The organism is Anaerostipes butyraticus (assembly GCF_016586355.1).
GTDB classification, from domain to species: domain Bacteria; phylum Bacillota; class Clostridia; order Lachnospirales; family Lachnospiraceae; genus Anaerostipes; species Anaerostipes butyraticus.
In genome coordinates this window covers 16,822-42,991 of record NZ_BLYI01000024.1, presented here as the reverse complement: position 1 = coordinate 42,991, position 26,170 = coordinate 16,822, and the positions used below count along the sequence as shown (strand labels likewise).

The window sequence follows — 26,170 nt, the reverse complement described above, 5'->3', positions numbered from 1 at the left end:
AAACAGAGAAAGAGAACGGCTTTCCGCCGTTCTCCCTCTGGTTCATCAGGGAAATAAATTCCCTCTTCAAATGTATAAAAATGAATTTTGGAAACTAGGATTTCCGGTACAGCTTTTCAAAAATAGAGACAAAATCATCCTCTGAAAAGACCACCGGATTATCCTGTGTTTCTTCCGCATTGGCCGCTGTTTTTGCCAGTCTGCGGAAATCCTCTGGATTTACCTGTTCCATTTCCGAAAACTTCGGAATGCCCATTTTTTCTGCCAGTTCCTCCATATAATCAATTCCCAGATAAGCGGCCTCCTCCGCCGTTTTCCCCCGGGTCTTCAAACCAAGAGCTCTGGCTGCTTCCGCGTATTTCTCCGGCGCTCCGGGAACACTTCTACGGCTGACTTCCGCCAGAGCCATGGCATTGGCCACACCATGCGGAATATCATAATATCCTCCCAGGGCTTCTGAAATCGAATGGACGGCGGCCACATCAGAGTTGCCAAAAGCTGCTCCCGCCATACAGCTGGCGGCCAGCATCTGTCCGTATGCCTCTTCGCTGTCTTCCTTTACAGCCTTCTCAAGGCTCTCTCCGATCATTCGGATGGCTGCAAGAGCAAGGGCATCTGTCACGGGGTTGGAAGCCCTGCATACGTAGGCCTCCAGAGCATGGGTCAGCGCATCCATCCCTGTGGATGCCAGAAGCTTCTTTGGAAGGTTTTTCAGAACATCCGGATCCAGAATCGCTGTTGTTACACTGACCTGCTCGCCCCAGATACAGTCTTTTTCCAGGGTGCTGGTGTTGTTTACAATGGCCTCATGAGTCACTTCACTTCCTGTCCCGCAGGTCGTTGGAATGCAGACTAACGGTGTGATCTTATGCTTTAAATTTCCTTCTCTCCAGTCTTCGCACGTTCCTCCATTTTCCAGAATCGCTCCCATGGCTTTCGCCGTATCGATCACAGATCCTCCTCCGGCAGCGATCATACAGTCAATTTTCTGTTTTGCGGCAAAGGCCGCCCCTTTTTCTATATCTTTATCTCTGGGATTCGGAACGATGTCTGTCCACATTACATAATCAATCTCTTCCTCCCGTAACTTCCGGAAAACAGGTTCCAGAAGACCGGTATCAATAAGCGGCTGATCCGTCACAAACAGCGGTCTCTTCCCCAGTTTCCTGATCTCTTCTGCCGCCAATGTTATCTTTCCTTTTCCAAAAATGATTTTCGTCGGCATATAAAATTCAAAATCTTTTATCATATTTTGTCATCTCCTTATAATAGAAATCCTGCTGCCAGGTACATGACTCCTGCAATCACCGCAGACAGGATAAAATATGGCTGACATGTGATATACTGTTCATAAATCTTTACACCGCAGGACCGTGCGGATACAACCCCCAGATCAGATACTACACAGGCGTTAGCTCCAAACAGGCTGGCGGAAATCAAAGCTCCCAGGCAAAGCGGCACATTGACTCCCGGTATGTTGGAAAGAACTACCAGCAGAACCGGTATCGCAATCTGAAACAGGGTATAGTTCAGACTGTACAAATATTCTTCGCAGCAGAAGAACACAAAAATCAGAAATGGGAGCAGGCTTGGAATCGGAATCGCCCTGCAGACGCTTTCTACAAAAGTTTCCATTCCCATGGCATACAGTACTTCCTGCATGGCATATCCAAGCATCAGGATCATAACCATATCCATCATGTCGATAAATCCATCAACGGTGCACTGTACATAATCCTTCACCGTCATCAGCCCCTGGAGCACATACAGCACTCCGGTAAAGACTGCCGCAATTCCAAATGCCAGATAACAGTTTAATCCGGTTGCGATCAGCGCCGCTACGATCACTATGATCGGAAGAATCAGATTTAAGGCACTTACATTTTTGGTCCTTGGATTGTTTCCATCAAAATCTTCTTCCTCATCCTGCGTCTGGGCTTCTCCCATCTGGATGCCTTCTTCTTCTATCATCTGATACGCCTTTTTCATCGGTCCGATTTTAGGAAAAATTCCCAAAGCAAACAATAAAGCGATAATGCAGGCAACCATACAGTAAAACATATATGGAATTGTCTGCATGAAAATATGTGTTGCCTCAGCACGGCCTGATACATTGGCCGCATCTGCAATCTGATAAATTACAAAATATCCCCATGCCCCAAAAGGCAGCATCTCTGACACATTAATGCTCAGTGTCCTTACAACATAAGCAAGAGCCAGTTTCGGTTTCTTTACCGCTTCTATCAAAGGTGTAAAAGATGCTCCGGCAGTCAGCGCGGATACATAATCGTCAATGGATGTCGCTCCTGCGTAAATTCCGGATGCCGTCAGAAGAATCTTCTCATTCTTTCCAAACCTGGATACGACAAAATCAGCAAACGCCTTCGTACTTCCGCTGCGTTTCATGGCAATGATAATCCCTCCGCACAGGAAAAAGGACATATACATTTCAATATTTTCTTCATCGGAAAGTACCGTCATCAGGTCGTCAAAAAAACCGCCCACGCATCCCAGCTTATGCCATAAAATATAAGCGGAAAAGGTTCCCAGAATCAGACTGCTCATAACATCTTTCGTTGTCAGGGCATAGACAAAAAGGACTACGATCGGTGCCAGAATCAGAATATGACCTTCGATCATATTCTTTGGCAACACGAAAAATATCACACTCATCAGGAGATAAAAAATCCATAGTTTTACCATCTTCGAGTCAATGCGTTTCGGATTCATGTAATATATGATTCTTTTTACTATGTTACTGCTGTTTCCCATATGCTGCCTCCCTGTGTTGATCCCTGCAGTCTTATCGGTCTGCCTTAAACCGGTCGTACCGCAGCGAATGAATATCTACCACTGTTTCTTCTCCTACCACCATCTGAGATAACATCAGTCCTACAGAAGGAGCCGTTCCAAATCCATGGCCTGTGAACGCACAGGCAAGGATCAGGCCCGGTACTTCTTCCACCGGACTGATGACCGGCACTTCATCAATACACATATCCAGCCATCCGCCCCAGCTTCTTACGATCTTGGCATCTTTCAGGGCCGGAATATACCCTATGATCGCACGGCATCCTGCAGACATGGTCAAAGCGGAAGTCCTTAAATCCGCCGGTTCCATATCCGCCGCTTCTTCCAGACCAGATTCTGAACCGAATACAAAAGATCCATGGACAGTCTGATGTCCGTAAAAATCGGCATCCGCCGTTCCCAGCATCTGTTCAAACATCGGCGGCTGCATTTCTGTTACCAGAGCTTCTTCAAAATACCGCGTCATTGGAATATCAATTCCAACCGTTCTTGCAATCTCCCGGCTTTCATATCCTGCTGCAAGAATGATCGTTTCTCCTTCAAATACAGTTCCATCCACGGTGATTACTTTTCTTGCCCGTCCTTTTACCTTTTTGATGGCTTTTACCGGCGCTTTTTTTACAAAAGAAACACCAAGTTCCACGGCTCTTTTAAAGTAAGCAAGCGTCGTCAGCATCGGATTGGCATGTCCATCGGTCGGACACCAGCTGGCTCCGATGATATCATCGGATAAGTACGGACAAATTTCTTTTACCTCTTTCCCATCGATCATCCGGACATCAACCCCTGCCTTTCTGGCATTTTCAGCCAGTCGGGCTAATTTTTCCATATGCGCCTGTGTTTTTCCGAGCCGCAGGTTTCCTGCCTGTTTATATTCAACATCTACTCCTAATTCTTCAGATAATGTCGGCCACATATTCTGTACTGCATACATTGCATATGGCAGTTCTCGCGGATCCCTTCCAGATTGTCTTACGCCGCCTCCATTCCGGCTGGATCCTCCATGTCCAATGCTTTCTGAGGCTTCCAGCACAATGACATCTTTTACTCCTCTTTTTGCCAGATAATAGGCAGCGGCACATCCGTTGACGCCGCCTCCTATGATAATGACTTCTGCTGTCTTTTTCATATTACCGGTCACCTCCATCTCTTCCCAGCACTTCCATTTCCATTGGACGCATCGGAGCCCTGGACACTGCCGGCTCAAGCTCCGCCGGGGATACTTTCAGTTCTCTTGCCACAATGCTTTTTACCAGTCTGCTGCAGGTCTGTCCCTGGCACAGCCCCATGCCGCACCGCAGGAAACGCCTGATTTCTTCTATCGTAAACATTCCCGCATGAACTGCTTTCCGGATTTCTCCTTTGCTGACTTCCTCACACCGGCATACCAGCATATCATCATCCGGCTGAGGAATAAATTCTCCGATTTCTTTCAATCTGTCATCTACACTGATCATCTCCATCCCCTCCTATCTTCTGTAAAATCTCGCCTTGTCTGCCATATCTTTCGGAACTTTGATCGTTAAAAGATTCGTATGATCAAAAGCTTTCGTGCTGCGCACATCAACGACCTGTGCCTGACATATCTCTTTTCCGCTGCGATCCAGCGCTGTTCCGACATCGCCTTTTTCCGGAAGCGGCAGAAATTCATACGGCATTGTAATACTTGCGTATCCTTCTTCATATGTCTCATCTACCAGGAAAATCGCCTGTCCGGAACATGACGCAACACACATACCGCATCCAATACACTCCTTGTCTGCCACTACGACCGGAAGTGATGTAATATTCTCACCGATGGAAATACATCCTTTCGGACAGGCATCCTGACATGGGTTGCATGGAATATTCTGTGTACACTCCATAACAGGATGAACACCTGCTTTTTTAACAAATCCTGGATATCTGGAAATCTCATCGTCTGCAATATATCCTTTTGTCAGAAGACTTTCAGAAAGCCGGATTCCCTCTTCTGTTGTCTCTAATTTTTTTCCTCTGTTTTTTGGAGCAAACATTCCCTGGCGCAGACCGCCCAATGCTTTTTCCAGCTCATCACATTTCTGCTGTTTTTCATCTTCAGAGAGATACCCTGCATCTGCCGCGATCACTACTCCTGAGATTCTTCCTTCAATCATGGCGGAACTTGCCTCTTCAATTCCTGAAACATCGCCCGCCGCATAGATTCCATCAATGGAAGTCTTGCCAAATTCATCACAGACCGGAACATATCCTCCCGGCAGATCTGCCATCTGGCACCCTGCCTGTTTTAGAAGCTGTGACATCGGGGATAATCCAACTGCCACGCAGATAGTGTCCACATCAAAATGTTTTTCTGTTCCCGGAATAAACTGAAATTTCTCATCCACCTGGGCAATGGTAACTCCGGATACTGCTTCTTCCCCTTCCGCCTCTACGATCGTATGGGACAGATAAAAAGGAACTCCGCATCTTGCAACTTTTGCCGCATGAACGCCATATCCTCCAATTCTCGGAGCCGCGTCTACCAGCGCCGCCACCTCACATCCTGCCTGCAGAAGCTGATAACTGACCACCAGACCTACATTTCCGGTTCCAAGCATCAGCACCCGCTCTCCCGGCATAACATGGTGAAGATTCATCATCGTCTGAGCGGCTCCTGCTCCTATGACTCCCGGCTTGGTCCATCCTTTAAATGTCACCATATTTTCACTGGCTCCGGTAGCGATCAGGATATAATCTCCCTTAAAATGCTTCACGATATCTCCAATCCTTACGGTAATTTCCTTTTCCGGATACAGACCGATTACTGTGGCATTGAGCACTACCTCGACACCATATTCTTCTGCTTCCTTTAACAGATCCTCACCTATTTTAAATCCTCGAATCTTAGCCTTATGTTCTTTGGAACCAAAAAATTTATGAATCTGTTTAAACAGCTGTCCTCCCGGCCTTGCGTTTTCATCAAATACAACCGGCTTCATTCCGCATTTCGCTGCTTCAATGGCCGCGGATAAACCTGCCGGTCCTGCTCCTATTACAATCAAATCATATCGTTTCATCAAATCCCTCCTTTCCATTTTCCTTTGCCTGTACTCCGTACTGGGTCTGCACTGTCATCCCTTCTTTCAAAGGAGTAATACAGGTTCTGACATTTGGTTTTCCATCAACGATCATAACACAGTCCGTACATCTGCCTATGGCGCAGAATATTCCTCTTGGCTCATGTCTTTTTTTCGTATATCTGTGGACCATAACACCTTCCGCTTTCAAAGCCGCGGCAATCGGCTCTCCTTCATATCCTTCCATTGTTTTTCCGTCAAAACGGAACGTTACTTTCTTTTTTTCCGGAGCCTCTCCTAAAATCGGATGTTCCTTAATTCTTCCCATATGAATTCCTCCTCTTCTTCCTCTATAATGCGTACGGTTTTTCCCATAAATTCAGCATGGTGCCGATTCCTTTCTTCAGGGCTGCATGATAGCATTCATAGGCCCATGCCACATCCTGGATTGGCATTCCTTCAATGGAAACCAGGAAAATTTCATCTTTATTTTCTCGTGCCGTGACATTTCCATTGACCACATCCGCCAGATTCTTCACATCGTCTCTCTGAATCAAACCGTCTTTCACCATATAAACAAAATCTTCTCCAATGGTTCCTGCGTTCTTTCTTGTGCCGTCCGGATGAAACTCATCGCCGTCTTCCTGAGCATATTCCTCATACATACCCCAGTTATCTACGACTTTGCTGAATTTTAATTCATCTTCCCATGAGATATTCAATCCATTGGTTGAAATAACAACGGCTCCCGGTTTCAGCCATTCATATTTTAATTCCGGCCAGTACGGGTATGTTACAGACGCCGCCTCACAGACAATATCTGCATCTTTTACCGCTTCCTGAACATTTGCGCAGATTCTGATATCACTAACCTGTGGAAAATGTTCTTCAATAAAAGATTTCATTTTCTGTGCCGTCTTTGATTCCGGTGTGCTTCCCACCATTTTTACCGTATGAATGTCTGGAAATTTCGCCATAAAAGCTCTCATGGAAGAACGGTTAATCACTCCTGGTCCGATGATCCCGATGGTGCCAACCTTATCCTTCGCAAAATATTTTGCCACCAGTCCCGGCATTGCTCCGGTTCTGATGGAGCTTAACAGATTCGCTGACATATAACAAAGAGGTGCGCCGGTTTCCACATCATTTAATGTCGCCATCAAAATGGACCTTGGAAATCCTTTTGCACGGTTTCTTCCATTGGATCCGTACCATTTCTGCCCCGCAACATGAAACCTTCCGCCAAGATATGCCGGCATGGCAATAAAGCGGCGGTCTCTGGAATCTTCCAGCGGGAATCCCTGGATCTTTGATTTCTTGGGAAATTCCAGCATCAGCCCGTGAGCATTGTGATCAGGACCTCCCATCAGATAGTCTCCTTTTCCCATCAACGAAATGACTTCTTCCATTACATCGACACATCTTCCTGCATCCAAGACACCGGCTTCGATCATGTCTTTTTCATTTAAATATAAAAAATCGATTCTTCCATCTGACATCTGCCATTCCTCCTGTTCGTAAAAGAAAAAGGAGCACGGAAGCTGTATTCTCACAACTTCAGTGCTCCTTTGCGCTGTTTTTCTCGATAATCGAATTATATAGTCTAGTATTATACCAGAGTCAATAACTTTTTTCAATTTTTCTGATTTTATGATATGCTGAAGATAATTACATACAAAAGGGAGACTTACCTATGAACAAAAAACAGTATTTTAAAATCGGAGATCTTTCAAGACTTTATCATATTGGAGTTGATTCCATCCGCTATTATGAAAAAATGGGAATCCTGAAGCCCAAACGGGATCCTAAAAATAATTATCGTCTTTATACGCTGGAAGATATCCGTAAACTTGCCATGATCCGGGAGCTTCTTGATCTGAATCTTTCAGTGGAACAAATCAAGGAGTTTGATGATAACCGCACAGTGGAAAATTCTTTATCTTTACTGGAAGAAAAGCTGCAGGAAACCGAAGATCAGATTCAGCATCTTCTCCAGACTAAAAACAGCATCCAGGCCCGGATTACTTCCATTCAGTCTGCGGTGAAAGACCGGAAGTTTATGGGCCAGATTCGTCTGAAGGATCTGCCGGCCCGCCTCTGCATTATGATAAGCGACAAAAACCTGCCGGATCAGTACGTAGACTATGCGGTCGCTGAGTATATGAGGTCTCATCCGGATAAGATACAAACCATCGGCGCCTGTGACTGCTACACTCTGGATATCAAAAACAGCAATCCGGATTCCAGCCAGCTGAGGACAAAAAATGTTTTCTTTTATTCTCCGGAGCCAATTTATGACAGCAATTATACTCTGCCTGCCGGCCAGTACCTGTCCGTTATCTATCCCGGCAATTATGACAACACAAAAAAATGGGTGCAGAAAATGCTGCACTATGCCGGGAAACACCATCTGGATGTAATTTCTGACCCCATTGAATTATGTCATATTAATGAATATGAAACCAGCATCCAGAGTGAACACGTGATCGAAGTCCAGATACCAGTGAAGACTCACTGACGTCACATACCAGAAAAGTTTCTTTGCAGCACAGCGTTATTATTTCACAGGGAAACAATTTCCTGTGAAATAATAAAAACAGGAGCCAGAAACTGACTCCTGTAAAATTATCAAGGTATTAAGTTCTTAGGTAATTGCCTTCGCTCAGGCTTTAATAACGCAGTTATTACATCATTCCCATTCCTGGGTTTGCTCCTGCTGCAGCTGCCGGTGTTTCTTCTTTGATGTCTGCTACAACAGATTCTGTTGTTAATAATGTAGATGCTACAGATGTTGCGTTCTGAAGCGCGCTTCTTGTTACTTTGGCCGGGTCAATGATTCCGGATTCTACCATGTTTACATATTCTCCGTTTAATGCATCAAATCCGACTCCGACTTCCTGTTCTTTTACTTTATTTACGATAACGGAACCTTCTAATCCTGCGTTAACCGCGATCTGGAATAATGGTGCTTCCAGTGCTTTCAGGATAATATTTGCTCCTGTCTTTTCGTCTCCCTCTAAGTCTGCTGTCTTTTCAGCTGCTTTCTTAGATGCATGGATATATGCAGATCCTCCACCGAAGATAATTCCTTCTTCTACTGCTGCCTTTGTAGCTGCAAGAGCATCTTCAAGACGAAGCTTGCTTTCTTTCATTTCTGTCTCTGTTGCTGCGCCTACGCGGATAACTGCAACTCCGCCAGACAGTTTTGCAAGTCTTTCCTGTAATTTTTCTTTGTCAAATTCAGATGTTGTTTCTTCAATCTGAGCCTTGATCTGTCCGATACGAGCCTGGATTGCCTCTTTATCACCTTCACCATCAACGATGACTGTGTTTTCTTTTTCAACTTTAACAGATTTTGCACGTCCTAACTGATCGATTGTAGCGTCTTTTAAGTCCATTCCGACTTCTTCAGAGATTACTGTACCACCTGTTAAGATAGCGATATCTTCCAGCATTGCTTTTCTTCTGTCACCATATCCAGGAGCTTTTACTGCGCATACAGAGAATGTTCCACGTAATTTGTTTACGATCAATGTTGTCAGAGCTTCTCCTTCGATATCTTCAGCGATGATCAGCAGTTTCTTTCCGCTCTGTACGATCTGCTCTAACAATGGAAGGATATCCTGAATGTTGGAAATCTTCTTGTCTGTGATCAGGATATATGGATCTTCCAGTTCTGCTACCATCTTCTCCATATCTGTTGAGAAGTATGCGGATAAATATCCACGGTCAAACTGCATACCTTCTACCAGGTCTAATTCTGTCTTCATTGTCTTAGACTCTTCGATTGTGATAACACCATCATTGGATACTTTTTCCATAGCGTCTGCAACTAATTCTCCAACTTCTTCATCAGATGCGGAAATAGATGCAACTTTTGCAATCTGATCTCTTCCTGTTACTTTACTGCTCATTTCAGCAATTGCATCAACAGCTGCCTCTGTTGCTTTCTTCATTCCTTTACGAAGGATGATTGGGTTAGCTCCTGCTGCAAGGTTTTTCATTCCTTCATTGATCATTGCCTGTGCAAGTACAGTTGCTGTTGTTGTACCATCACCGGCAACATCGTTTGTCTTTGTTGCAACTTCTTTTACGATCTGTGCTCCCATGTTTTCAAAAGGATCTTCCAGTTCGATTTCTTTTGCGATTGTAACACCGTCGTTTGTGATCAATGGTGTTCCGAAAGATTTATCAAGAACAACGTTGCGTCCTTTTGGTCCGATCGTAACTCGAACTGTGTCTGCCAACTGATTTACGCCTGCTTCCAGAGCTTTTCTAGCTTCAATACCATACTTAATTTCTTTTGCCATGATTTCCTATACCTCCAACTCAATTATTCCACTACAGCCAAGATGTCATTCTGTTTTACGATGATATATTCTTCATCTTCTAATTTTACTTCTGTTCCGGCATATTTAGAATAGATAACCTTCTGTCCTACAGAAACTTCCATTTTTACATCCTCAGTTCCAGGACCTACAGCGATGACTTCTGCTTCCTGTGGTTTTTCCTGAGAAGCTGTTGTTAAAACAATTCCAGATTTTGTTGTTGTTTCTGCTTCCAGCTGTTTTAAAACAACTCTGTCTCCTAATGGTGTTAATTTCATAATAATATTACCTCCTAAAAACTTAGAAAATTGTCCTTTTTTATCTTTTATTGTTAGCACTCACTCTAATCGAGTGCTAACTCTATGTTTCTTAGTATATCACTGGAAGAAAAAAATGCAACCCTTTTTTTATAAAAAAATTGTAAACTTTGTCCAGTGACTGGGATTTTTTCTCGATAAGATTCAGAAATAATTCAGCCAGAAACATATAAATTCCGGGAACCGCTGCCGGTCCCCGGAATTCAGGCGCTTCATCCTGTTTTTTCTGCTTTTGATTTTTCCCTCTTTTGCTGCTACAGAGAAATATAGTGATTCATATCTTCGAACCGCTCATATCGAAGATTCTTTTCTCTCAGACAGAATTTCTGCCCCATCTCCCGGTTTAGTCTGACAAATGTGCCTCCCAGCCGCTGCCTCTGTTCAGACGTATAACATCCTGGACGATAATATCCAAGGGTAATATGCAGCGTCAGCGGATAATTCAGCGGTACCACCATCTGCAGCCGCTCGTACAATTCCATCAGTCTGGTACAGGCCGATTCATCTGCAGGCTCCAGTCCCAGCACGACACTCGTGCTTACCATGTTAAACACACCCACTGTGTTTACATGGATGCTTTCAGAACTCTCCATCCTCACAAGATTCAAAATCTTAGCCGCCTCCTGCCGATTCTGCTCCATTTTTTGTTCAAATGCATCTCCGGTCCCATTGCTGCTCAGATCATGCAGCGTCATATGGAAATTATCCGGTTTCAGCGGCTCCGCCAGCATATCACCACAGTTCTCATAAAGAATCTTCTGAAGATCCTCCGCTCGTCTTTTCAGGATATCATCTGCCTGAAATACAACCGTATCCCCTCGAAAAGGGCGCAGATGCCCCTGATCATCGACTTTTTCCCGCAATTCAGGATTTGTCTCAAATCCGCCGGCCAAAGGCAGACTGTCCATCATAAAGCCTCTGGTTCTCTGACGATACCCTATTAAATTTTCCAAAATAACTTCCTCCTTCCGTTCCGTTTTTTTGACTTTGAATACTATTAATTTCAATTATATAAAACCTCATTGCAAAATACAATCTTCTAAATCTTTGTCAAAAATTCTTAAGATTTATGTCATTAAAATCCTCTGTTTCATTTGCTATAATACGAAAAATATCTTCTGTAAACAGCTTTTATTTTCTATGGAAAGGAGTACCATACATTGGAATATCAACTAAGTTTTCTGAAATCTCTCCAGGATCTTCTTATACTCAGACCTCTCTTCTTTTTGGGCCTTTTATGCGTGATCCTGCTCTGTCTTTTCCTTTTCCGCAGACATCACCAGTCCCCAAATATCCGAATCCTCGCCGGTTCTGTCCTTTTATATTACTATATGTGCATTATGTTAAAGCATGTTACAGGCGTCCCAATGCTGAGAGACTGGATCTGGATGACAGATTTGGGAGAAAGCATTTTTCATCCTTCTCTCCAGCTGATTCCTTTCGGAGCGGATCTGGGATTTAGTTTTTTTCTCAATATCTTTTTATTTATCCCTTTTGGATTTCTCTGCCCAATGATCAGCAGATCTTATGCCCGCCTTTCCCGTACCGTTTTGACCGGCATCGGCTTATCTTTGATCATTGAACTGTCACAGCTTTTTACATTATATCGTGCCACTGATATCAATGACATCATCGCCAATGGACTTGGAGCCATTCTTGGATGTCTTTGTTACCGGCTGCTGTCCGGATTCTTCTTCCAAAAAAAATACCTGCTTTCTCAATCCCCGGATCCTTTGATCCATTTTCCGGTCATTCTTTTTTTCCTGGCATTTTTCTTTACCTTTGTCAGTTAATCCTTGACAATTATCTGATTCTTGTGTTAAATATAAGAATAAAATAAAACAACAATATTTGCCGCCGGGTAAGATGCTTTGCATTGATTTCGTATCAATAGGCCTTTGAAGATACGAAGATCAGTGCATTTTTTTTACCCAGGCAGGCAATCAGAAGGAGGAAATTTATGTTTCGTGAAATGCGCAGAAAAAAACAAAAATTATCAATGAAAGAGTGTGAAGACATTTTGACAAAAGGCAGCTGCGGAGTTCTTTCTCTCTGCGGTGACGATGGATATCCTTACGGGGTTCCGATCAGTTATGTATATGACGGCTCCCGTCTGATTTTTCACAGTGCAGCGGCCGGACATAAGATTGATGCCATAATCCGCAGTCCCAAAGCATCTTTCTGCGTGATTGACCAGGATCAGGTCGTCCCGGAAAAATATACAACCTATTTTCGAAGTGTGATTGTTTTTGGAACTGTCAGAATCCTGGAAGATGAACAGGAAAAAAGAGAAGCTGTCGAAATCCTGTCAGTCAAATACGCACCAGAAGACAGTGCTGACAATCGCCAGAATATGATTGAGCGGGAATGGAACTCTCTTTGCATGCTGGAGATGTCTCTGGAACATGTTTCCGGAAAACAGGCCATTGAACTGGTGCCATAGGAGGTTTTATCAGTGGAATCATCCAATTGTCTGAAAGACTTTTTTAAATATGCTTCTTTTAATGTTCTGGGAATGCTGGGATTATCCTGCTACATTCTGGCAGATACCTTTTTTGTATCCAAAGGATTAGGAACCAATGGTCTGACAGCTTTAAACCTGGCAATTCCATTTTACAGCTTTATCCATGGAAGCGGTCTTATGATTGGAATGGGCGGCGGTACCAAATACTCCATTCAAAAGAGTCAGGGCGCCCATCAACAGGCAAATCGTACTTTTACCAATGCAGTTTTTCTGGCCGCCTGTTTTTCTGTGGTGTTTATTCTGATTGGGATTTTTCTTGCAGGCCCCGTTATCGGCCTTTTCACTTCTGATCGGGATGTTTTCGCTATGTCTGAGACTTATCTTCGGGTTATCATGCTGTTTGCGCCTGCCTTCCTGATGAATAATGTTCTCCTGTGTTTCGTACGAAACGATGGCGCTCCCCAGCTTTCCATGGCTGCCATGATCTGCGGAAGCCTGTCAAATATTGTACTGGACTGGTTTTTTATTTTTCCATGTCAGATGGGCATCTTTGGCGCGGTATTCGCCACAGGACTTGCTCCGATTGTCAGTATGCTGATTTTATCTCCACATTTTATCCGGAGGAAAAATCAGTTTCACTTTACAAAGTGCAGACCTGATAGAATCAGGATAATACAAATTTTATCCAGCGGAATCCCTTCTCTGGTCACAGAAGTATCTTCCGGAATCGTTATGATCGTATTTAACTCGATTATCCTGACGCTGGAAGGAAATGTCGGAGTTGCCGCATATGGCGTAATCGCAAATCTTTCCCTGGTCATTATCTCAATCTATACAGGAATAGCCCAGGGAATTCAGCCGATTACCAGCCGAAGCTACGGCACAGGGAATTATCATACGGCAAAACAGATTCTCCGGTATGCCATGACCTCTATGCTGATCATATCGGCTGCAATTTATGTCTTTGTATTTTTAGGAGCAGAGCAGATCACAAGTATTTTTAACAGTGAACACAATGCCCTGCTGCAGGAAATTGCCTCTAACGGACTGCGTCTCTATTTCATTGCATGTCCATTTGCAGGATTTAATGTTATTATCTCCATGTATTTTACATCTACGGAATATCCGCGGCCGGCTCATATCATCTCAATCCTGCGAGGCTTTCTTATCATCATTCCAATGGCGTTTCTTCTGTCAGCTGCGGGAAAAATCCATGGCATATGGTGTTCCTTCCCAGCCACGGAATTTATCGTTGTCATAATAGGAATCCTGTTCTATCAGGCATCAAAAAAACGAAAGAAAGCATAGCTTTTTATGTGCTGGATAACATACAACAAGGTTCTGCACTTTACTTCTATCCGGGTAAAGCGCAGAACCTTCTGCTTCCATCTCCTTTTCTCAAACTTCTGTCCTCCTGTGACAAACTTTTATCCCCTGGAAGGTCCTTTCCTTTGGAATTCTAACTTTCTCCACACAAAAACGAAGCTCCTCCTGCAGCGCCGGATACTTCTGGACCAGGCTGGCAAAGCCAGCGTGGGAAGCGTTCCGGCAGGCAGGAGGAGCAAAGTCCCTTAGTTTGGTTTGTATGAACTTTTCAGGCTTACGATCCTGTTGAATACCATATGTTCTTTTGTTGAATCTTTTGTATCCATGCAGAAATATCCGGTTCTCATAAACTGGAAGCTGTCTCCTGGTTTGTATTCTTCCAGGGTCGGCTCTACATAAGCATTTTTGATCACTGTCAGTGAATTCGGATTCAGGTTAATACTTCCGTCTTCATTGTACACACCTTTTTCCTCATCCACAATATTTTCATAGAGGCGTACCTCTGCCTGTTTTGCAAATGGAGCGGCGATCCAGTGAATGGTTCCTCTTACTTTTCTTCCATCCGGACTGTTTCCTCCACGGGATTCCGGATCGTAAGTACAGTACACAGTTGTCACATTTCCATCCTCATCAGCGTCATATCCGGTACAGGTTACAAAATATGCATTCATAAGACGCACTTCATTTCCAATATACAGACGACGGTATTTCTTTGGACGTTCAATCTTGAAATCTTCTCTTTCAATATAGAGTTCTTTGCAGAAAGGAACTTTCCTCATCCCCATCTCTTCGTTTTCCTGATTATTCGGCACATCCACATACTCTGTCTGATCTTCCGGATAGTTTGTGATCACCAGTTTGATCGGATCTAAAACTGCTGCCATTCTTGGACGTTTCAGCTTAAGATCATCACGGATACAGTACTCAAGCATAGCATAATCCACAGAACTATGGCTCTTTGCCACTCCAACCAGTTCCATAAATTTTCGGATAGATTCCGGTGTATAGCCTCTTCTTCTCAGAGCAGACAAAGATACAAGACGAGGATCATCCCATCCGTCAACGATTCCATCATCGACTAATTTCTTAATGTAACGCTTTCCTGTTACTACATTGGTCAGATATAATTTTGCAAACTCAATCTGTTTTGGAGGATTTTCAAATTCACATTCCCTGACAACCCAGTCATATAAAGGTCTGTGATCCTCAAATTCCAGAGTACAGATAGAATGAGTCACTCCCTCAAACGCATCTTCCAGCGGATGAGCAAAGTCATACATTGGATAAATGCACCATTTATTTCCTGTATTATGATGTTCCATCCTTGCGATGCGATAAAGAATCGGATCCCTCATATTCATATTTCCGGATGTCATATCGATCTTCGCCCGCAGCACTTTGCTTCCATCCGGATATTTTCCTGCTTTCATATCCCGGAACAGCTGAAGATTCTCTTCCGGTGTGCGGTCACGATATGGGCTGTTCTTTCCCGGTTCCGTCAGAGTTCCTCTGTATTCACGAATTTCATCCGGCGTCAGATCACATACATACGCCTTTCCTTTCTTAATCAAAAGTTCAGCGCATTCATACATTTTATCAAAATAATCAGACGCAAAATAGATTGGCCCATCGTATTTGGCTCCCAGCCATTCCACATCTTCTTTGATTGATTCCACATATTCTTCTTTTTCTTTCGTCGGGTTGGTGTCATCAAAACGGAAATGGAATTCTCCTCCGTATTCTTTTGCCAAACCATAATTTAATAAAATAGATTTTGCATGTCCAATATGAAGATAGCCATTCGGCTCCGGAGGGAAACGTGTGACTACTTTTTTACAACGTCCTTCCTCGATATCCTTTTCGATAATCTGTTCAATAAAATTTTTTGAAATGGTTTCTTCCATATCTGTTTCTGTCCTCCATATATTTTATCTGTTTTAAATTCTGCTCCTTTCAACTGGCTTTCTGCTGAAAAGGCGGGTATCCTGTTTTCTTTTTAAATATAATCAAGAGCCTCTCTGATATTTGAAACTCCCATCAGCTGGATCCGAGGCCGGCTCTTCAGTGCTTCCACATTCGCCTGCGGAAGGATACAGCGCTTAAATCCAAGCTTCTGCGCTTCCTTGATCCTGGCCTCTCCTCCTGAGACTGCCCGGACTTCTCCTACCAGCCCTACTTCTCCAAAAATAATCGTATCTTCCGGCAGCGCCGTATTTTTATAACTGGACGCTATGGCCATAATGATTCCCAGATCGATGGCCGGCTCTCCCAGCCGCATGCCTCCGGCCAGATTGACATAAGCATCACATCCGCCCAGCTGATAACCGACTCTTTTTTCCAGAACAGCCATCAAAAGATTCACCCGGTTATAGTCAATCCCAACCGCAGTTCTTCTTGGCATCTGAAAACTTGTAGGAGAAACCAGCGCCTGAATTTCAATCAGAATCGGTCTTGTCCCTTCCATGGAACATACAACCACTGATCCAGACGCGTCCAGCGGTCTTCCGCTGAGCATAGTCTTGGAAGGATTCTCCACTTCCATCAGACCATTCCCGCACATCTCAAATACACCAATCTCATTGGTAGAGCCAAAACGGTTCTTGACTCCTCTCAGAATCCGATAAGCTGCTTCCCGTTCTCCTTCAAAATACAACACTGTATCCACCATATGTTCCAGAGTTCTTGGTCCTGCGACAACGCCCTCCTTCGTTACATGTCCTACAATAAAAATCGCAATATCGTTCTCTTTGGCAATGCGCATCATCCGGGATGTCACCTCGCGGACCTGGGATACACTTCCGGCGGCTGACGTCAGCTCTTCACTGTACATAGTCTGAATGGAATCCAGCACTACAAATTCAGGTTTTGTCTTAAGAATCACATTGGAGATCTCTTCCAGATCTGTCTCGCAAAACAACAGCATCTCCTGCTCGAAAGTTCCGATCCTTTCGGCACGCATCTTGATCTGCTGCATTGATTCTTCTCCTGAAATATATAAAACCTTCCTGCCTGCATTGGCCATATTGCGGCACACCTGCAGAAGCAGTGTAGATTTCCCGATTCCCGGATCACCGCCAACCAGCGACAGAGATCCTGTGACGATTCCTCCTCCCAGAACACGGTCCAGTTCGCGGATACCGGTAGAAATCCGTTCCTCTTCCTGTATGGTAATCTGGGATATATTCATAGGAGAGGCAGAAGTCTTTCCAGCCTTCGCCCCTCCTTTGCGGGTTGCCGGTGCAGCTTTCTCCTCCACAAACGTATTCCATTGTTTGCAGGCCGGGCACTGCCCCATCCATTTGGAGGATTCATGACCACATTCACTGCAAAAATAAACGGTCTTCTGTTTTGCCATAAATTCTCCTTCTTTCTGTTGCTATTCTCCTGTATCTGTCATCCGGATTACTGCTTTTTTACTCTGACAGATGCAGGAATTCCTCCGTTTAATTCAACGCTTAACGTAAGTTTTCCCGCAAGATTTGCCTTCATGCTTCCAATGTTGGTATTGTCAATGTATACTTTATACTCCTGCTGTGGTTCTACTTCCAACGTTACCTGAACATCTCCGTTAGACTCGATATCAAACGCCACTCCGTCTGCTGTTGCCGCAAAATTGTGAACACTGGAACCCGGCACAGATTCAAAGATCAGCTGACCATTCTTATCCAGCTTTGTCATGGTCTTAAAGGTCTTGATCTTGTAGATATCACCTTCGAATTCGATGTCTCCTTTCTTTGCTTTCGTCTCTAACGTGTAATCACCGAAGCAAAGAGTTCCGTTTTCTTCGCTGCGAAATAATTCAGTTACCACTGCCATTGTCTTATCCTCCTATAAATTATGTGGTTAAACTTTTCACCATGTGTACGTTTTATTATATAATATTTCCTAGTTATTTACTAGTTTCCTTTATGGAAAATGTCAATTTTTTATCTTTCTTTCCTACAGTCAGGCAGTCACCGTCATGCAGTTTCCCATCAAGGATCCAGTCTGCCATTACATCTTCGATTTCATTTTGGATCACTCTTCTTAACGGTCTCGCTCCATAATGTTCATCGTATCCCTTTTCTGCCAGCCAGTCATAGGCTCCTGCCGTAACTTTCAGAGAAATATGATGACTTTCTTTCAGCCGTCCCGCAATCTCCTCTATCATTAATTTGGCGATCTGCCGCACTTCTTTCTGCGTCAGGACGGCAAAAACAATGGTCTCATCGATTCGATTCAGGAATTCCGGACGGAAAATCTGTCTTACCTCTTCCATAACTCCTTTTGTCATAAGCTCGTGATCTTTTTCTTTGTCTGCCTCCGCCGCAAATCCAAGACGCTTCGGAGCAATGATACGGCTGGCGCCTGCATTGGACGTCATAATGATCACTGTATTTTTAAAATCAACCAGTCTTCCATTCGAATCCGTGATATGTCCGTCATCCAGCACCTGAAGGAGGATATTAAATACATCCGGGTGCGCTTTTTCAATCTCATCAAACAGAACGACAGAATATGGATGGCGGCGGATCTGTTCACTTAACTGTCCGCCTTCTCCAAATCCTACATATCCAGGAGGTGATCCTATGATCTTTGACACGCTGTGTTTCTCCATATATTCTGACATATCCACCCGGATCAGATCTTCTTCCCTTCCGAACATTGCCTGTGCCAGAGCCTTGGACAATTCTGTTTTACCGACACCGGTCGGACCGAGGAACAAGAAGGAGCCAATCGGACGTTTTGGATTCTTTAAGCCGACTCTGCTTCTCTTCACGGCCTTTGCCACGGCCTCTACTGCTTTATCCTGTCCGATCACCCGCTTGTGCAGTTCTTTCTCCAGATTGCGCAGGCGATCCATATCTCCCTTGGTCAGCTGACTGACCGGAATCTTTGTCCACAAAGAAACCACCTGAGCCGCGTCTTCTTCTGTCAGCTGCGGAATCTCATTCTGCTTCTTCTGGATCCTGTTTTGCTTCCGGGCAAGCGCTTTCTCCAGCTTCTGCTTTTCTTCTTTCTTTTCTCTTGCGCTGTTCATATCACCTTCAGAAATATACTTTTCAATCTCATCTACCAGGTGATCGATCTGTTTCTTTTCTTCCTGGAAGCGATCCGGAACCTTTAAAAGACTCATTCTTTTCTTGGCGCATGCCTCATCCAGCAGATCGATTGCCTTATCCGGAAGAAACCGGTCACTGATATACCGGTCAGACAATGTTACGATGGATTCCAGCACTTCATCCGCAATCAGTACTTTATGATAATCCTCAAAACGATGCTTTAATCCCTTCAGGATGGTTACTGATTCTGAAAGGGTTGGCTCCTCAATCCGCACCGGCTGGAAACGGCGCACCAAAGCAGCGTCTTTTTCAAAATATTTTGTATATTCTTCACTTGTTGTCGCCCCGATCAGCTGAAAATCACCTCTCGCCAGCGCCGGTTTTAAAATATTAGACGCATCCATGGCTCCTTCTGACCCGCCGGCTCCGATCATCGTATGAATCTCATCAATAAATAAAATGACCGCCGGATCTTCCGTTGCCTCTGTCACGATCCTTTTCATTCGTTCTTCAAATTCACCCCGGTACTTGGTTCCCGCAATCACCCTGGTCAGATCCAGAGACAGCAGGCGCTTTCCTTTTAAGACTGCCGGAACAGTTCCATCCACGATCTTCTGTGCCAGTCCTTCTACAATCGCAGTCTTTCCCACTCCCGGATCGCCGACCAGACAGGGATTATTCTTGGTTCTTCTGCAGAGAACCTGCATGAGACGCTCCATCTCTTCCTCCCGGCCGATCATCGGATCCAGTTCTTTTTCTGCCGCCTTTTCGGTAAGATCCGTGCTGTACTGAAGCAGCAGGGAATCTCCGCTTCCTTCCGCTTCCAGCATCTCAGAATGAATGACCTGTGTGTACTCCGCCTTTGCCGTCTTGTAATCCATTCCGGAAGTCACAAGAATATCCGTAAAGATACCATCCACTGCCAGTTTATTTTTCTTCAGAACACCTGCCGCCTCATTGTCCCCGTCACGAATGATCGCCATCAGAATATGTTCCGTTCCGATGGCATCGCTGCCGTATTTTATGGCAAGTTCCCCTGCCAGTTCCAAAATCTCCCGGGATTTCGGCGTATAAGCAAGCCTCTTCCTTCCATCCCTCGGAACTTTCGCTTTCTCCTGAATATTATTCTCCATCATCTCACGGGTCAGGCCATGCATCTTCAGCACTTCTCTGGCCATGGATCCTCTGGTCCCATATAATCCCAGCATCAGAAAAACACTGCTTACATCTCTGAATCCAAGATATCCGGCGATGTCTTTTCCTTCTTCCAGAGCCTTTGCCGCTAATTTTGTAAATGGTAATCGGTTCATAATTCCTCCTGGTTTTTATCTAGTTTCTGATATATGCATTCAACCAAATCACACATCTCTTCTTTTGAAATTCCCTTGCAGATTGCCTGGGCAATCAGAAGCTGCAGCTCCTGCTCCATACTTTCCAGTTCCTTTTGCTTCTCTTCCGTCTCGACGCTGATCACAGCGCCCTTTCTTCTGTCGAGTTTCAGATATCCTTCTTCTCTCAGAATCGAATATGCCTTATTCACTGTATGCATGTTGACGCCCAGAACCTGTGCCAGCTGGCGTACAGATGGCAGAGACTGTCCATCTGTAAATTCTGCGCACGCAATTCCCAGCACGATTTGATTTCGAAGCTGCACATAGATTGCCTCGTCACTATTGAAATCAATCTCCAATATCATATGCAGTCCCTTCTTTCTTTTTGCTTATGTAGTTACTTTCCGCACAGCAAAACAGCCGTACGTCCATATCACAGCTTGAAACATTCCAAACTGTTATATACAGACTATAATAACCGGCACAGGATGTCAAGAATTATATCATGCAAACCAAAAAAGAAACTATTTACACAAGCCGCGCCTGCGTCTTATCAGGTAATACATGCTGTTTTCCATCGCCATTACTTTTTCCAGAGGAACACTTTTGAAAACCGGAATTTTCATTTTATATCTGATCCAGAAGAATGCATATACTGCCAGAACCGCAAACACTGCAGCTGTCAGGATCCAGATTGCATGCCGCTCTGCCGGATCCGTGGAAATATTCAGCACCATATATACTGTTCCGATGATTCCGATGATCTGCAGGATGATTCCTCCCGGGCTTTTGAAAGAACGCGGCGCCTTAGGCAGCCTTCTCCTTAAAATGATCACATCAATATGTGCCAGAATATAGGAAATCATCCAGAAAACAGAGCCTACCAGAATCATAAAACTGATGGCATCCGCCGAACCATTGCTGGCAACCGCAAAGATCATGATCGCAATGCTCACAAACCAGACTCCTATGTACGGAACTCCATTTTTATTTGTCCTGGCAAAACACTGCGGCATCATATTCATCTTTGCCATTCCCTGACAGATGCTTGAGAGTCCCTGAATTCCTGAATTCTGAGAACTGATGACCGCAAGAGCCGCAACAAACGCCATCCAGATCATGCCCGGCTGTCCCAGAAGATTCACCCCGTACAGCAGGTGAGGCGCCGCAGAATCCGCCAGCTCTCCCCAGTCTGTATAATTATGAAATCCCAAAACAAGAATGGACTGTACAATGCAGATGATTACCAGACCCAGCATCATTCCCAGGGGAACATTTCTCTTTGCGTTTTTCACCTCTTTTGAAATCGGTATCGCGTATTCTGCTCCGATAAACAGCCAGAAGGCCACTGCCGTCATGGAAATGACGGATGAAAAATCAGATGCCATAACATAAGGCTGATGTACTTCCTGGCCGGTTCCAAGTCCCAAAGCTCCGATCAGCCCCATCAGCGCCATGGAGCCTACCAGAAGATATGCCACCCAGTCCTGTATTTTCGCAAACATATCCACACCCTTCAGATTTGCGATCATCAGGATGACAGACATAACAATGGTATATACCAGTCTCGGAATCGGAAGATGGAAGGTCTGCTCCATCGCATAAGCGAAAATGGATGCTTCCACTCCGGACGACAATACATTGCACAGCAGATACCCTCCTACCATAGAGATCAGCGTAGGAAATGGTCCCATGCTGGCCAGCGTATACTGGGCAAGACCTCCGGTGGTATTCGGCATCAGGGCGTTAAGCTCTGACAATGACGCTATGGTCGTCATATTTAAAAGGCAGGCCATGACCATCGCAGCAATAAAAATGACGCCGATGGTTCCTGCTCCCTGTCCCAGGGAAACAAGACAGCTGGTTGCTATGACCAGACCAACCGAAACAGAAATTACGCTTTTTAGTCCAAGCTTCTTTTCTTCCATATCGTTCCCTCCCTGCTCTATAAGGCATCCATGCCCTCATCTCCGGTGCGTACCCGAATCACATTATCAATTCCATAAACAAAAATCTTGCCGTCTCCAATATGTCCGGTATATAACTCCTGTTTCACAATCTCTATGATCTCCGGTACTTTGGCCGTTTCTACCACGATATTGATCTGCTGTTTTGGCAGAAGCTCCATCTCTTCGTATTCGTCAATCTCATATTCTCTCGTACCCTTTTCGATTCCGCATCCCAGGACCTGGATCACTGTCATTCCCCGGACTCCTGCTTTAGTCAGCACTCGTTTTAAATTTGGCAGTTTTGACATTCCAGTGATAATTTCAATTTTTGATAAATTCATGATCTTAACCTCCATATCTTTTCTAAACCATTGCAGGCTGTTCCCACAGCGGCAGTTCTGTTCCTATTTTTTTCTCACATGCGTTTTTGTAAATAACACTTCCCCAGGCAATATCCTCTACCGGCATGCCGCCAACAGAGTAAATAATAATCTCATCCTCATTTTCTCTTCCCGGGACATCTCCGGCTATAATATCCGCAAGATCGATAATATCATTTTGTGAAAGTTTTCCTTCATGGATCAGATCCGTAAATTTGGATCCAATGATCTGTACCAGTTCAAAACTTGGATAAGGAAATTCTTCCGCCCACGCTTCATACAGCTGATAATGATCTACAACCTTCCGGCATCGGTGAATCAGAAAATCATCATCAAACCTTGCTGCAGACGGCAGACAGATCAGGGCGCCTTTCTTGATCCACGCCTCGTCTATATACAGAAAATCTTTCTCTTTTACCGGAGCCGTTGCAGTGACACATACAATATCACTGTTTTTTACTGCTTCTTCTGTCGTTTCACAAACAATCGTGTTCTTTATGCCCGGACATTCGTCTTTTACAAACTGAAGAAATGAATCCAGTGACTTTTTTCCTCTTCCTTTTACATATACTGTATCCAATCCAGGGCAGGCACAGACGAATGCTTTCAAAGAAGTCTTGCCCATAACGCCAGGTCCTATAATGCCTACGGATGACGCATTCTTTTTTGCCAGGTGCTTTGCCCCGACGCCAGGGATTGCTCCTGTACGGTAGCTGCTGATAAGGTTAGCCGACATCATCGCCAGCGGCGCTCCCGTATCTTTATCATTCAGCATCATCATCAGGATCGATCTTGGCAGTCCCTTCTTCTTATTCTCCACATTGGATCCATACCATTTCATGCCTGCCATCTGAGTTTTTCCTCCCAGATATGCCGGCATTGCCATAAACCGCCTGTCATCCGCATTCTTCGGCATTCCCGGAAACTTCGGATGATCTGGGAATGACAGCTGGGCTCCGTGTGAATTGTGATTTTGTCCTGCCATGATATAATCACCTTTTTTCAGTGTTACCAGCATATCCTCCATCGTCTCGATGCATTTCTGCATGTCCGTAACTCCTGCCTTGATCATATCCGGCTCACTTAGATACAAAAAGCTAACTTTGCAGTCCATTTTTTCTTCCTCCTGTCTGCCATTGATGTTAAAAAACAGAAAAGGTGCCTGTATAAAATACAGACACCTTTGGCTGATTTATTATTTTAGTGTATTATAGCACATTATTTCGATTTGTGAATACAAAATGTAATCTTTATAATATTTTATAAGCCTCTAAAAATATTATTTCCAACTAATGTTTCTAAATTTCCTTTCATTACCACATATACTATAAGAATCATAACAACCGCCAGAATCAGAAGAATATATGGTATCAGATTTCTCTTTGTACCCGGATATACTGCCATGGCAACTCCAAGATAAATCATACTTAGAATCATTCCCAGCATAATCGCAATCACTGCTATGTTATAAAGTCCGAGAAGAACAGCGATAATCGCAATCAGCCATCCCATAGCGGCTCCCAGACTCCTCAGTCCGACCAGCTGACAGGACTGGAACCAGTTCATTTCCGCATGAGCCATGTATCTCATCAAAACATACACCAGCCCGGACACGATCAGAGATGTAAGAAAGACTACAATCGCTTCTCTTATGAGATATCCTCCCATAAATGGTTTTGTCAGTTCGCTGGTATTGGTAAACATATTTCCAAATGTCTCCATATTTTCTCCCATATTTAACAGACATCCAACAATCAGGAAGGAAAAACTTATAAGATTTCCTGATACATCTGAACTGCTCAAACTGCTCAGAGTTTCTATCATTCCCTGAATTTTGCTAAAGAAAATGAAAACAAATAACCCTGCAAGAACTGCTTCAATCCCCATAAAAATCAGTCCTATTTTGCTGTTTTTATCTTCCGCAGCCACCAGCAGCCCATCCACTGGATTTTTAATGATCATCAAAAGATTCTGGAAGAAGGCCTTTCCTTGTTCTTTATAGTGTTCTGTGCTGGCTGTGTGCGGTTCATGCTCCTGCTGATTTAACGAATCGTTCGGCTTATGATCCTGCTGCCCCATTGGCTGGCCGCTGTCACAATTCGGACATTTGCCGTTGATCAGTGCGCTCCCGCATTTGGTACAAAATTTTGGCATAATATTATCCTCTCTTTCCCTTTTTTATTTTTTAGTTCCCATATCATTACTTAAAAACTGGTCATAGGTCCTTGGCTTATAAGTTCCTCCACTGAAACTGCACATGCGATAAAGACAGTCAATATAATAATTTCTTTTGCCATCCAGTTCTTTATCATCTGTGTCTGGATATCCCACCGTCATATTATAAACGCAGTCATCCTCCACCCGGAGCAGATGATACAATTTCTGATTTTCATCATTATAGCGGCTTCCGGCGAAGATACAGACTCCTTTTTCCGGTTTATCCAGTATTTCCTCTATTCCGGTCATCTGACTTTTCAGTTCTCTGCTTCTTTCTTTTGCGGTCTCCTCTATGGAACTCTGATCCGTTCGCTTTTCCTGCTGAAATTCCAGCCAGGAATATGGATCCGAGCTGCTGCTGAAACGATATCCGTTATCTCCAAATTCCTCAACCCGTTCATATAACAGCAGCGGAAATCCAAACGAATATCCGTCTGCATAAAACGTCTTATAATCATGCAATGATATAATTTTATTATAATCTACTTTTGCATTTGACACAATCTCCGGAAGATCACTGTCTGCTTTTTCCTCAGATGACGCAGCTGAAGTTTCTGTGCTGTCGGCAGAAGTCTCGGTACTGCCGGCAGAAGAACTTTTTTCCTTTGGCAATGCAATATCACTGACATCATTTGCCCCGCTTCCCGTATCATCTAAAACAATCAGCAGAGCAGCAGCAGCGGTAATGGCAAATACAATCCCCACTAAAATATATAATATTATTTTTTTCCTCTCTTTTTTCTTCTTTTCCTGCTCTGTCTCTACCATCTGATTCTGGAAATTATAACCACAATTTCCACAAAATCTCGCATCATCCGGATTCTTTGCTCTGCACTCTGGACATATCATATTTTCCTCTCCCCTTCCTGTGAGAATACGCTATAGAATATTTCATTCAGGCTCAGCCAAGAAAATCAGTATTTTTGCATATTGCTCCGATCATTTATTCCTATGCCAAGAAAAGAAC

The 26,170-nt window shown here is 44.1% G+C and carries 24 protein-coding genes; 4 read left to right on the top strand and 20 right to left on the bottom strand.

Features of this window, described 5'->3' with window-relative positions:
• Positions 1-94: 94 nt before the first annotated feature.
• Genes JMF81_RS04685 through JMF81_RS04655 form a run of 7 tightly spaced genes read right to left on the bottom strand, consistent with a single transcriptional unit; the run spans position 95 to position 7,348 of the window.
• Complete coding sequence (locus JMF81_RS04685; protein ID WP_201310296.1) at positions 95-1,249, bottom strand: iron-containing alcohol dehydrogenase; 1,155 nt, start codon at positions 1,247-1,249, stop codon at positions 95-97.
• A gap of 14 nt (positions 1,250-1,263) precedes the next feature.
• Positions 1,264-2,772, bottom strand: coding sequence for a Na+/H+ antiporter NhaC family protein (locus JMF81_RS04680; protein ID WP_201310295.1), 1,509 nt, complete (start codon positions 2,770-2,772; stop codon positions 1,264-1,266).
• A 31-nt stretch (positions 2,773-2,803) separates the two neighbouring features.
• A complete protein-coding gene (locus JMF81_RS04675; RefSeq protein WP_201310294.1) occupies positions 2,804-3,940 on the bottom strand; it encodes an NAD(P)/FAD-dependent oxidoreductase in 1,137 nt (378 codons plus the stop codon).
• A 1-nt stretch (position 3,941) separates the two neighbouring features.
• Positions 3,942-4,268 (bottom strand): (2Fe-2S)-binding protein, encoded by a 327-nt coding sequence (locus tag JMF81_RS04670; protein WP_201310293.1) that lies wholly within the window; start codon positions 4,266-4,268, stop codon positions 3,942-3,944.
• Positions 4,269-4,280: 12 nt separating this feature from the next.
• Complete coding sequence (locus JMF81_RS04665; RefSeq protein ID WP_201310292.1) at positions 4,281-5,849, bottom strand: FAD-dependent oxidoreductase; 1,569 nt, start codon at positions 5,847-5,849, stop codon at positions 4,281-4,283.
• Positions 5,836-6,177 carry a (2Fe-2S)-binding protein gene (locus JMF81_RS04660; RefSeq protein ID WP_201310291.1) on the bottom strand — a complete coding sequence of 114 codons (342 nt, stop codon included), beginning with the start codon at positions 6,175-6,177 and terminating at the stop codon, positions 5,836-5,838. The genes JMF81_RS04665 and JMF81_RS04660 overlap by 14 nt, the downstream gene beginning before the upstream one ends.
• Before the next feature lie 22 nt (positions 6,178-6,199).
• Positions 6,200-7,348 (bottom strand): tyramine oxidase subunit B, encoded by a 1,149-nt coding sequence (locus tag JMF81_RS04655; RefSeq protein WP_201310290.1) that lies wholly within the window; start codon positions 7,346-7,348, stop codon positions 6,200-6,202.
• A 194-nt stretch (positions 7,349-7,542) separates the two neighbouring features.
• Between JMF81_RS04655 and JMF81_RS04650 the strand changes: the two genes are divergently transcribed.
• A complete protein-coding gene (locus tag JMF81_RS04650) occupies positions 7,543-8,367 on the top strand; it encodes a MerR family transcriptional regulator (RefSeq protein ID WP_201310289.1) in 825 nt (274 codons plus the stop codon).
• Between the two features lie 166 nt (positions 8,368-8,533).
• Here JMF81_RS04650 and groL read toward each other — a convergent pair whose 3' ends face one another.
• The 3 genes from groL to JMF81_RS04635 all read right to left on the bottom strand — a co-directional run bounded on the left by groL (position 8,534) and on the right by JMF81_RS04635 (position 11,447).
• Positions 8,534-10,159, bottom strand: a complete 1,626-nt coding sequence (gene groL / locus JMF81_RS04645) for a chaperonin GroEL (RefSeq protein ID WP_201310288.1) — start codon at positions 10,157-10,159, stop codon at positions 8,534-8,536.
• Positions 10,160-10,182: 23 nt separating this feature from the next.
• A complete protein-coding gene (locus tag JMF81_RS04640) occupies positions 10,183-10,455 on the bottom strand; it encodes a co-chaperone GroES (RefSeq protein ID WP_201310287.1) in 273 nt (90 codons plus the stop codon).
• 293 nt (positions 10,456-10,748) lie between these two features.
• Positions 10,749-11,447: a hypothetical protein gene (locus tag JMF81_RS04635; RefSeq protein WP_201310286.1), complete on the bottom strand. Its 699-nt coding sequence runs from the start codon at positions 11,445-11,447 to the stop codon at positions 10,749-10,751.
• A gap of 288 nt (positions 11,448-11,735) precedes the next feature.
• On the opposite strand from JMF81_RS04635, the gene JMF81_RS04630 reads away from it, so the two are divergent.
• The 3 genes from JMF81_RS04630 (at position 11,736) to JMF81_RS04620 (ending at position 14,266) form a co-directional block, all read left to right on the top strand.
• Positions 11,736-12,287: a VanZ family protein gene (locus tag JMF81_RS04630; protein WP_243282544.1), complete on the top strand. Its 552-nt coding sequence runs from the start codon at positions 11,736-11,738 to the stop codon at positions 12,285-12,287.
• A gap of 167 nt (positions 12,288-12,454) precedes the next feature.
• Positions 12,455-12,937: a pyridoxamine 5'-phosphate oxidase family protein gene (locus JMF81_RS04625; RefSeq protein WP_201310284.1), complete on the top strand. Its 483-nt coding sequence runs from the start codon at positions 12,455-12,457 to the stop codon at positions 12,935-12,937.
• A 12-nt stretch (positions 12,938-12,949) separates the two neighbouring features.
• Complete coding sequence (locus JMF81_RS04620) at positions 12,950-14,266, top strand: MATE family efflux transporter (protein WP_243282538.1); 1,317 nt, start codon at positions 12,950-12,952, stop codon at positions 14,264-14,266.
• A gap of 263 nt (positions 14,267-14,529) precedes the next feature.
• Here JMF81_RS04620 and JMF81_RS04615 read toward each other — a convergent pair whose 3' ends face one another.
• The 10 genes from JMF81_RS04615 to JMF81_RS04570 form a co-directional block, all read right to left on the bottom strand.
• Complete coding sequence (locus JMF81_RS04615) at positions 14,530-16,188, bottom strand: glutamine--tRNA ligase/YqeY domain fusion protein (RefSeq protein ID WP_201310283.1); 1,659 nt, start codon at positions 16,186-16,188, stop codon at positions 14,530-14,532.
• A 92-nt stretch (positions 16,189-16,280) separates the two neighbouring features.
• Positions 16,281-17,639 (bottom strand): DNA repair protein RadA, encoded by a 1,359-nt coding sequence (gene radA, locus JMF81_RS04610; RefSeq protein ID WP_201310282.1) that lies wholly within the window; start codon positions 17,637-17,639, stop codon positions 16,281-16,283.
• Positions 17,640-17,686: 47 nt separating this feature from the next.
• A complete protein-coding gene (locus JMF81_RS04605) occupies positions 17,687-18,100 on the bottom strand; it encodes an endosialidase (protein ID WP_201310281.1) in 414 nt (137 codons plus the stop codon).
• A gap of 73 nt (positions 18,101-18,173) precedes the next feature.
• Entirely contained in the window at positions 18,174-20,636 is a 2,463-nt protein-coding gene (locus JMF81_RS04600) for an ATP-dependent Clp protease ATP-binding subunit (RefSeq protein WP_201310280.1), read from the bottom strand.
• Positions 20,633-21,022, bottom strand: coding sequence for a GntR family transcriptional regulator (locus JMF81_RS04595; RefSeq protein ID WP_201310279.1), 390 nt, complete (start codon positions 21,020-21,022; stop codon positions 20,633-20,635). Before JMF81_RS04595 ends, JMF81_RS04600 begins: the two co-directional genes overlap by 4 nt.
• Positions 21,023-21,181: 159 nt before the next feature.
• Positions 21,182-22,585 carry an APC family permease gene (locus JMF81_RS04590; RefSeq protein ID WP_201310278.1) on the bottom strand — a complete coding sequence of 468 codons (1,404 nt, stop codon included), beginning with the start codon at positions 22,583-22,585 and terminating at the stop codon, positions 21,182-21,184.
• A 17-nt stretch (positions 22,586-22,602) separates the two neighbouring features.
• Positions 22,603-22,947, bottom strand: coding sequence for a P-II family nitrogen regulator (locus tag JMF81_RS04585; RefSeq protein WP_201310277.1), 345 nt, complete (start codon positions 22,945-22,947; stop codon positions 22,603-22,605).
• Between the two features lie 22 nt (positions 22,948-22,969).
• Entirely contained in the window at positions 22,970-24,100 is a 1,131-nt protein-coding gene (locus JMF81_RS04580; protein WP_201310276.1) for a tyramine oxidase subunit B, read from the bottom strand.
• Between the two features lie 146 nt (positions 24,101-24,246).
• Positions 24,247-25,140: a zinc ribbon domain-containing protein gene (locus JMF81_RS04575; RefSeq protein ID WP_201310275.1), complete on the bottom strand. Its 894-nt coding sequence runs from the start codon at positions 25,138-25,140 to the stop codon at positions 24,247-24,249.
• Positions 25,141-25,164: 24 nt separating this feature from the next.
• Positions 25,165-26,052, bottom strand: a complete 888-nt coding sequence (locus tag JMF81_RS04570) for a zinc ribbon domain-containing protein (protein WP_201310274.1) — start codon at positions 26,050-26,052, stop codon at positions 25,165-25,167.
• Positions 26,053-26,170 lie beyond the last annotated feature (118 nt).

Excerpts from the sequence above, each read along its gene's own strand:
- radA (WP_201310282.1), bottom strand. The coding sequence starts at position 17,639 with ATGGCAAAACAGAAGACCGTTTATTTTTGCAGTGAATGTGGTCATGAA.
- JMF81_RS04685 (WP_201310296.1), bottom strand. The coding sequence starts at position 1,249 with ATGATAAAAGATTTTGAATTTTATATGCCGACGAAAATCATTTTTGGA.
- JMF81_RS04650 (WP_201310289.1), top strand. The coding sequence starts at position 7,543 with ATGAACAAAAAACAGTATTTTAAAATCGGAGATCTTTCAAGACTTTAT.
- JMF81_RS04575 (WP_201310275.1), bottom strand. The coding sequence starts at position 25,140 with ATGCCAAAATTTTGTACCAAATGCGGGAGCGCACTGATCAACGGCAAA.
- JMF81_RS04675 (WP_201310294.1), bottom strand. The coding sequence starts at position 3,940 with ATGAAAAAGACAGCAGAAGTCATTATCATAGGAGGCGGCGTCAACGGA.
- JMF81_RS04665 (WP_201310292.1), bottom strand. The coding sequence starts at position 5,849 with ATGAAACGATATGATTTGATTGTAATAGGAGCAGGACCGGCAGGTTTA.
- JMF81_RS04585 (WP_201310277.1), bottom strand. The coding sequence starts at position 22,947 with ATGAATTTATCAAAAATTGAAATTATCACTGGAATGTCAAAACTGCCA.
- JMF81_RS04595 (WP_201310279.1), bottom strand. The coding sequence starts at position 21,022 with ATGATATTGGAGATTGATTTCAATAGTGACGAGGCAATCTATGTGCAG.
- JMF81_RS04590 (WP_201310278.1), bottom strand. The coding sequence starts at position 22,585 with ATGGAAGAAAAGAAGCTTGGACTAAAAAGCGTAATTTCTGTTTCGGTT.
- JMF81_RS04600 (WP_201310280.1), bottom strand. The coding sequence starts at position 20,636 with ATGAACCGATTACCATTTACAAAATTAGCGGCAAAGGCTCTGGAAGAA.
- JMF81_RS04680 (WP_201310295.1), bottom strand. The coding sequence starts at position 2,772 with ATGGGAAACAGCAGTAACATAGTAAAAAGAATCATATATTACATGAAT.
- JMF81_RS04570 (WP_201310274.1), bottom strand. The coding sequence starts at position 26,052 with ATGATATGTCCAGAGTGCAGAGCAAAGAATCCGGATGATGCGAGATTT.
- JMF81_RS04670 (WP_201310293.1), bottom strand. The coding sequence starts at position 4,268 with ATGATCAGTGTAGATGACAGATTGAAAGAAATCGGAGAATTTATTCCT.
- JMF81_RS04625 (WP_201310284.1), top strand. The coding sequence starts at position 12,455 with ATGTTTCGTGAAATGCGCAGAAAAAAACAAAAATTATCAATGAAAGAG.
- JMF81_RS04660 (WP_201310291.1), bottom strand. The coding sequence starts at position 6,177 with ATGGGAAGAATTAAGGAACATCCGATTTTAGGAGAGGCTCCGGAAAAA.
- JMF81_RS04605 (WP_201310281.1), bottom strand. The coding sequence starts at position 18,100 with ATGGCAGTGGTAACTGAATTATTTCGCAGCGAAGAAAACGGAACTCTT.
- JMF81_RS04580 (WP_201310276.1), bottom strand. The coding sequence starts at position 24,100 with ATGGACTGCAAAGTTAGCTTTTTGTATCTAAGTGAGCCGGATATGATC.
- groL (WP_201310288.1), bottom strand. The coding sequence starts at position 10,159 with ATGGCAAAAGAAATTAAGTATGGTATTGAAGCTAGAAAAGCTCTGGAA.
- JMF81_RS04615 (WP_201310283.1), bottom strand. The coding sequence starts at position 16,188 with ATGGAAGAAACCATTTCAAAAAATTTTATTGAACAGATTATCGAAAAG.
- JMF81_RS04640 (WP_201310287.1), bottom strand. The coding sequence starts at position 10,455 with ATGAAATTAACACCATTAGGAGACAGAGTTGTTTTAAAACAGCTGGAA.
- JMF81_RS04655 (WP_201310290.1), bottom strand. The coding sequence starts at position 7,348 with ATGTCAGATGGAAGAATCGATTTTTTATATTTAAATGAAAAAGACATG.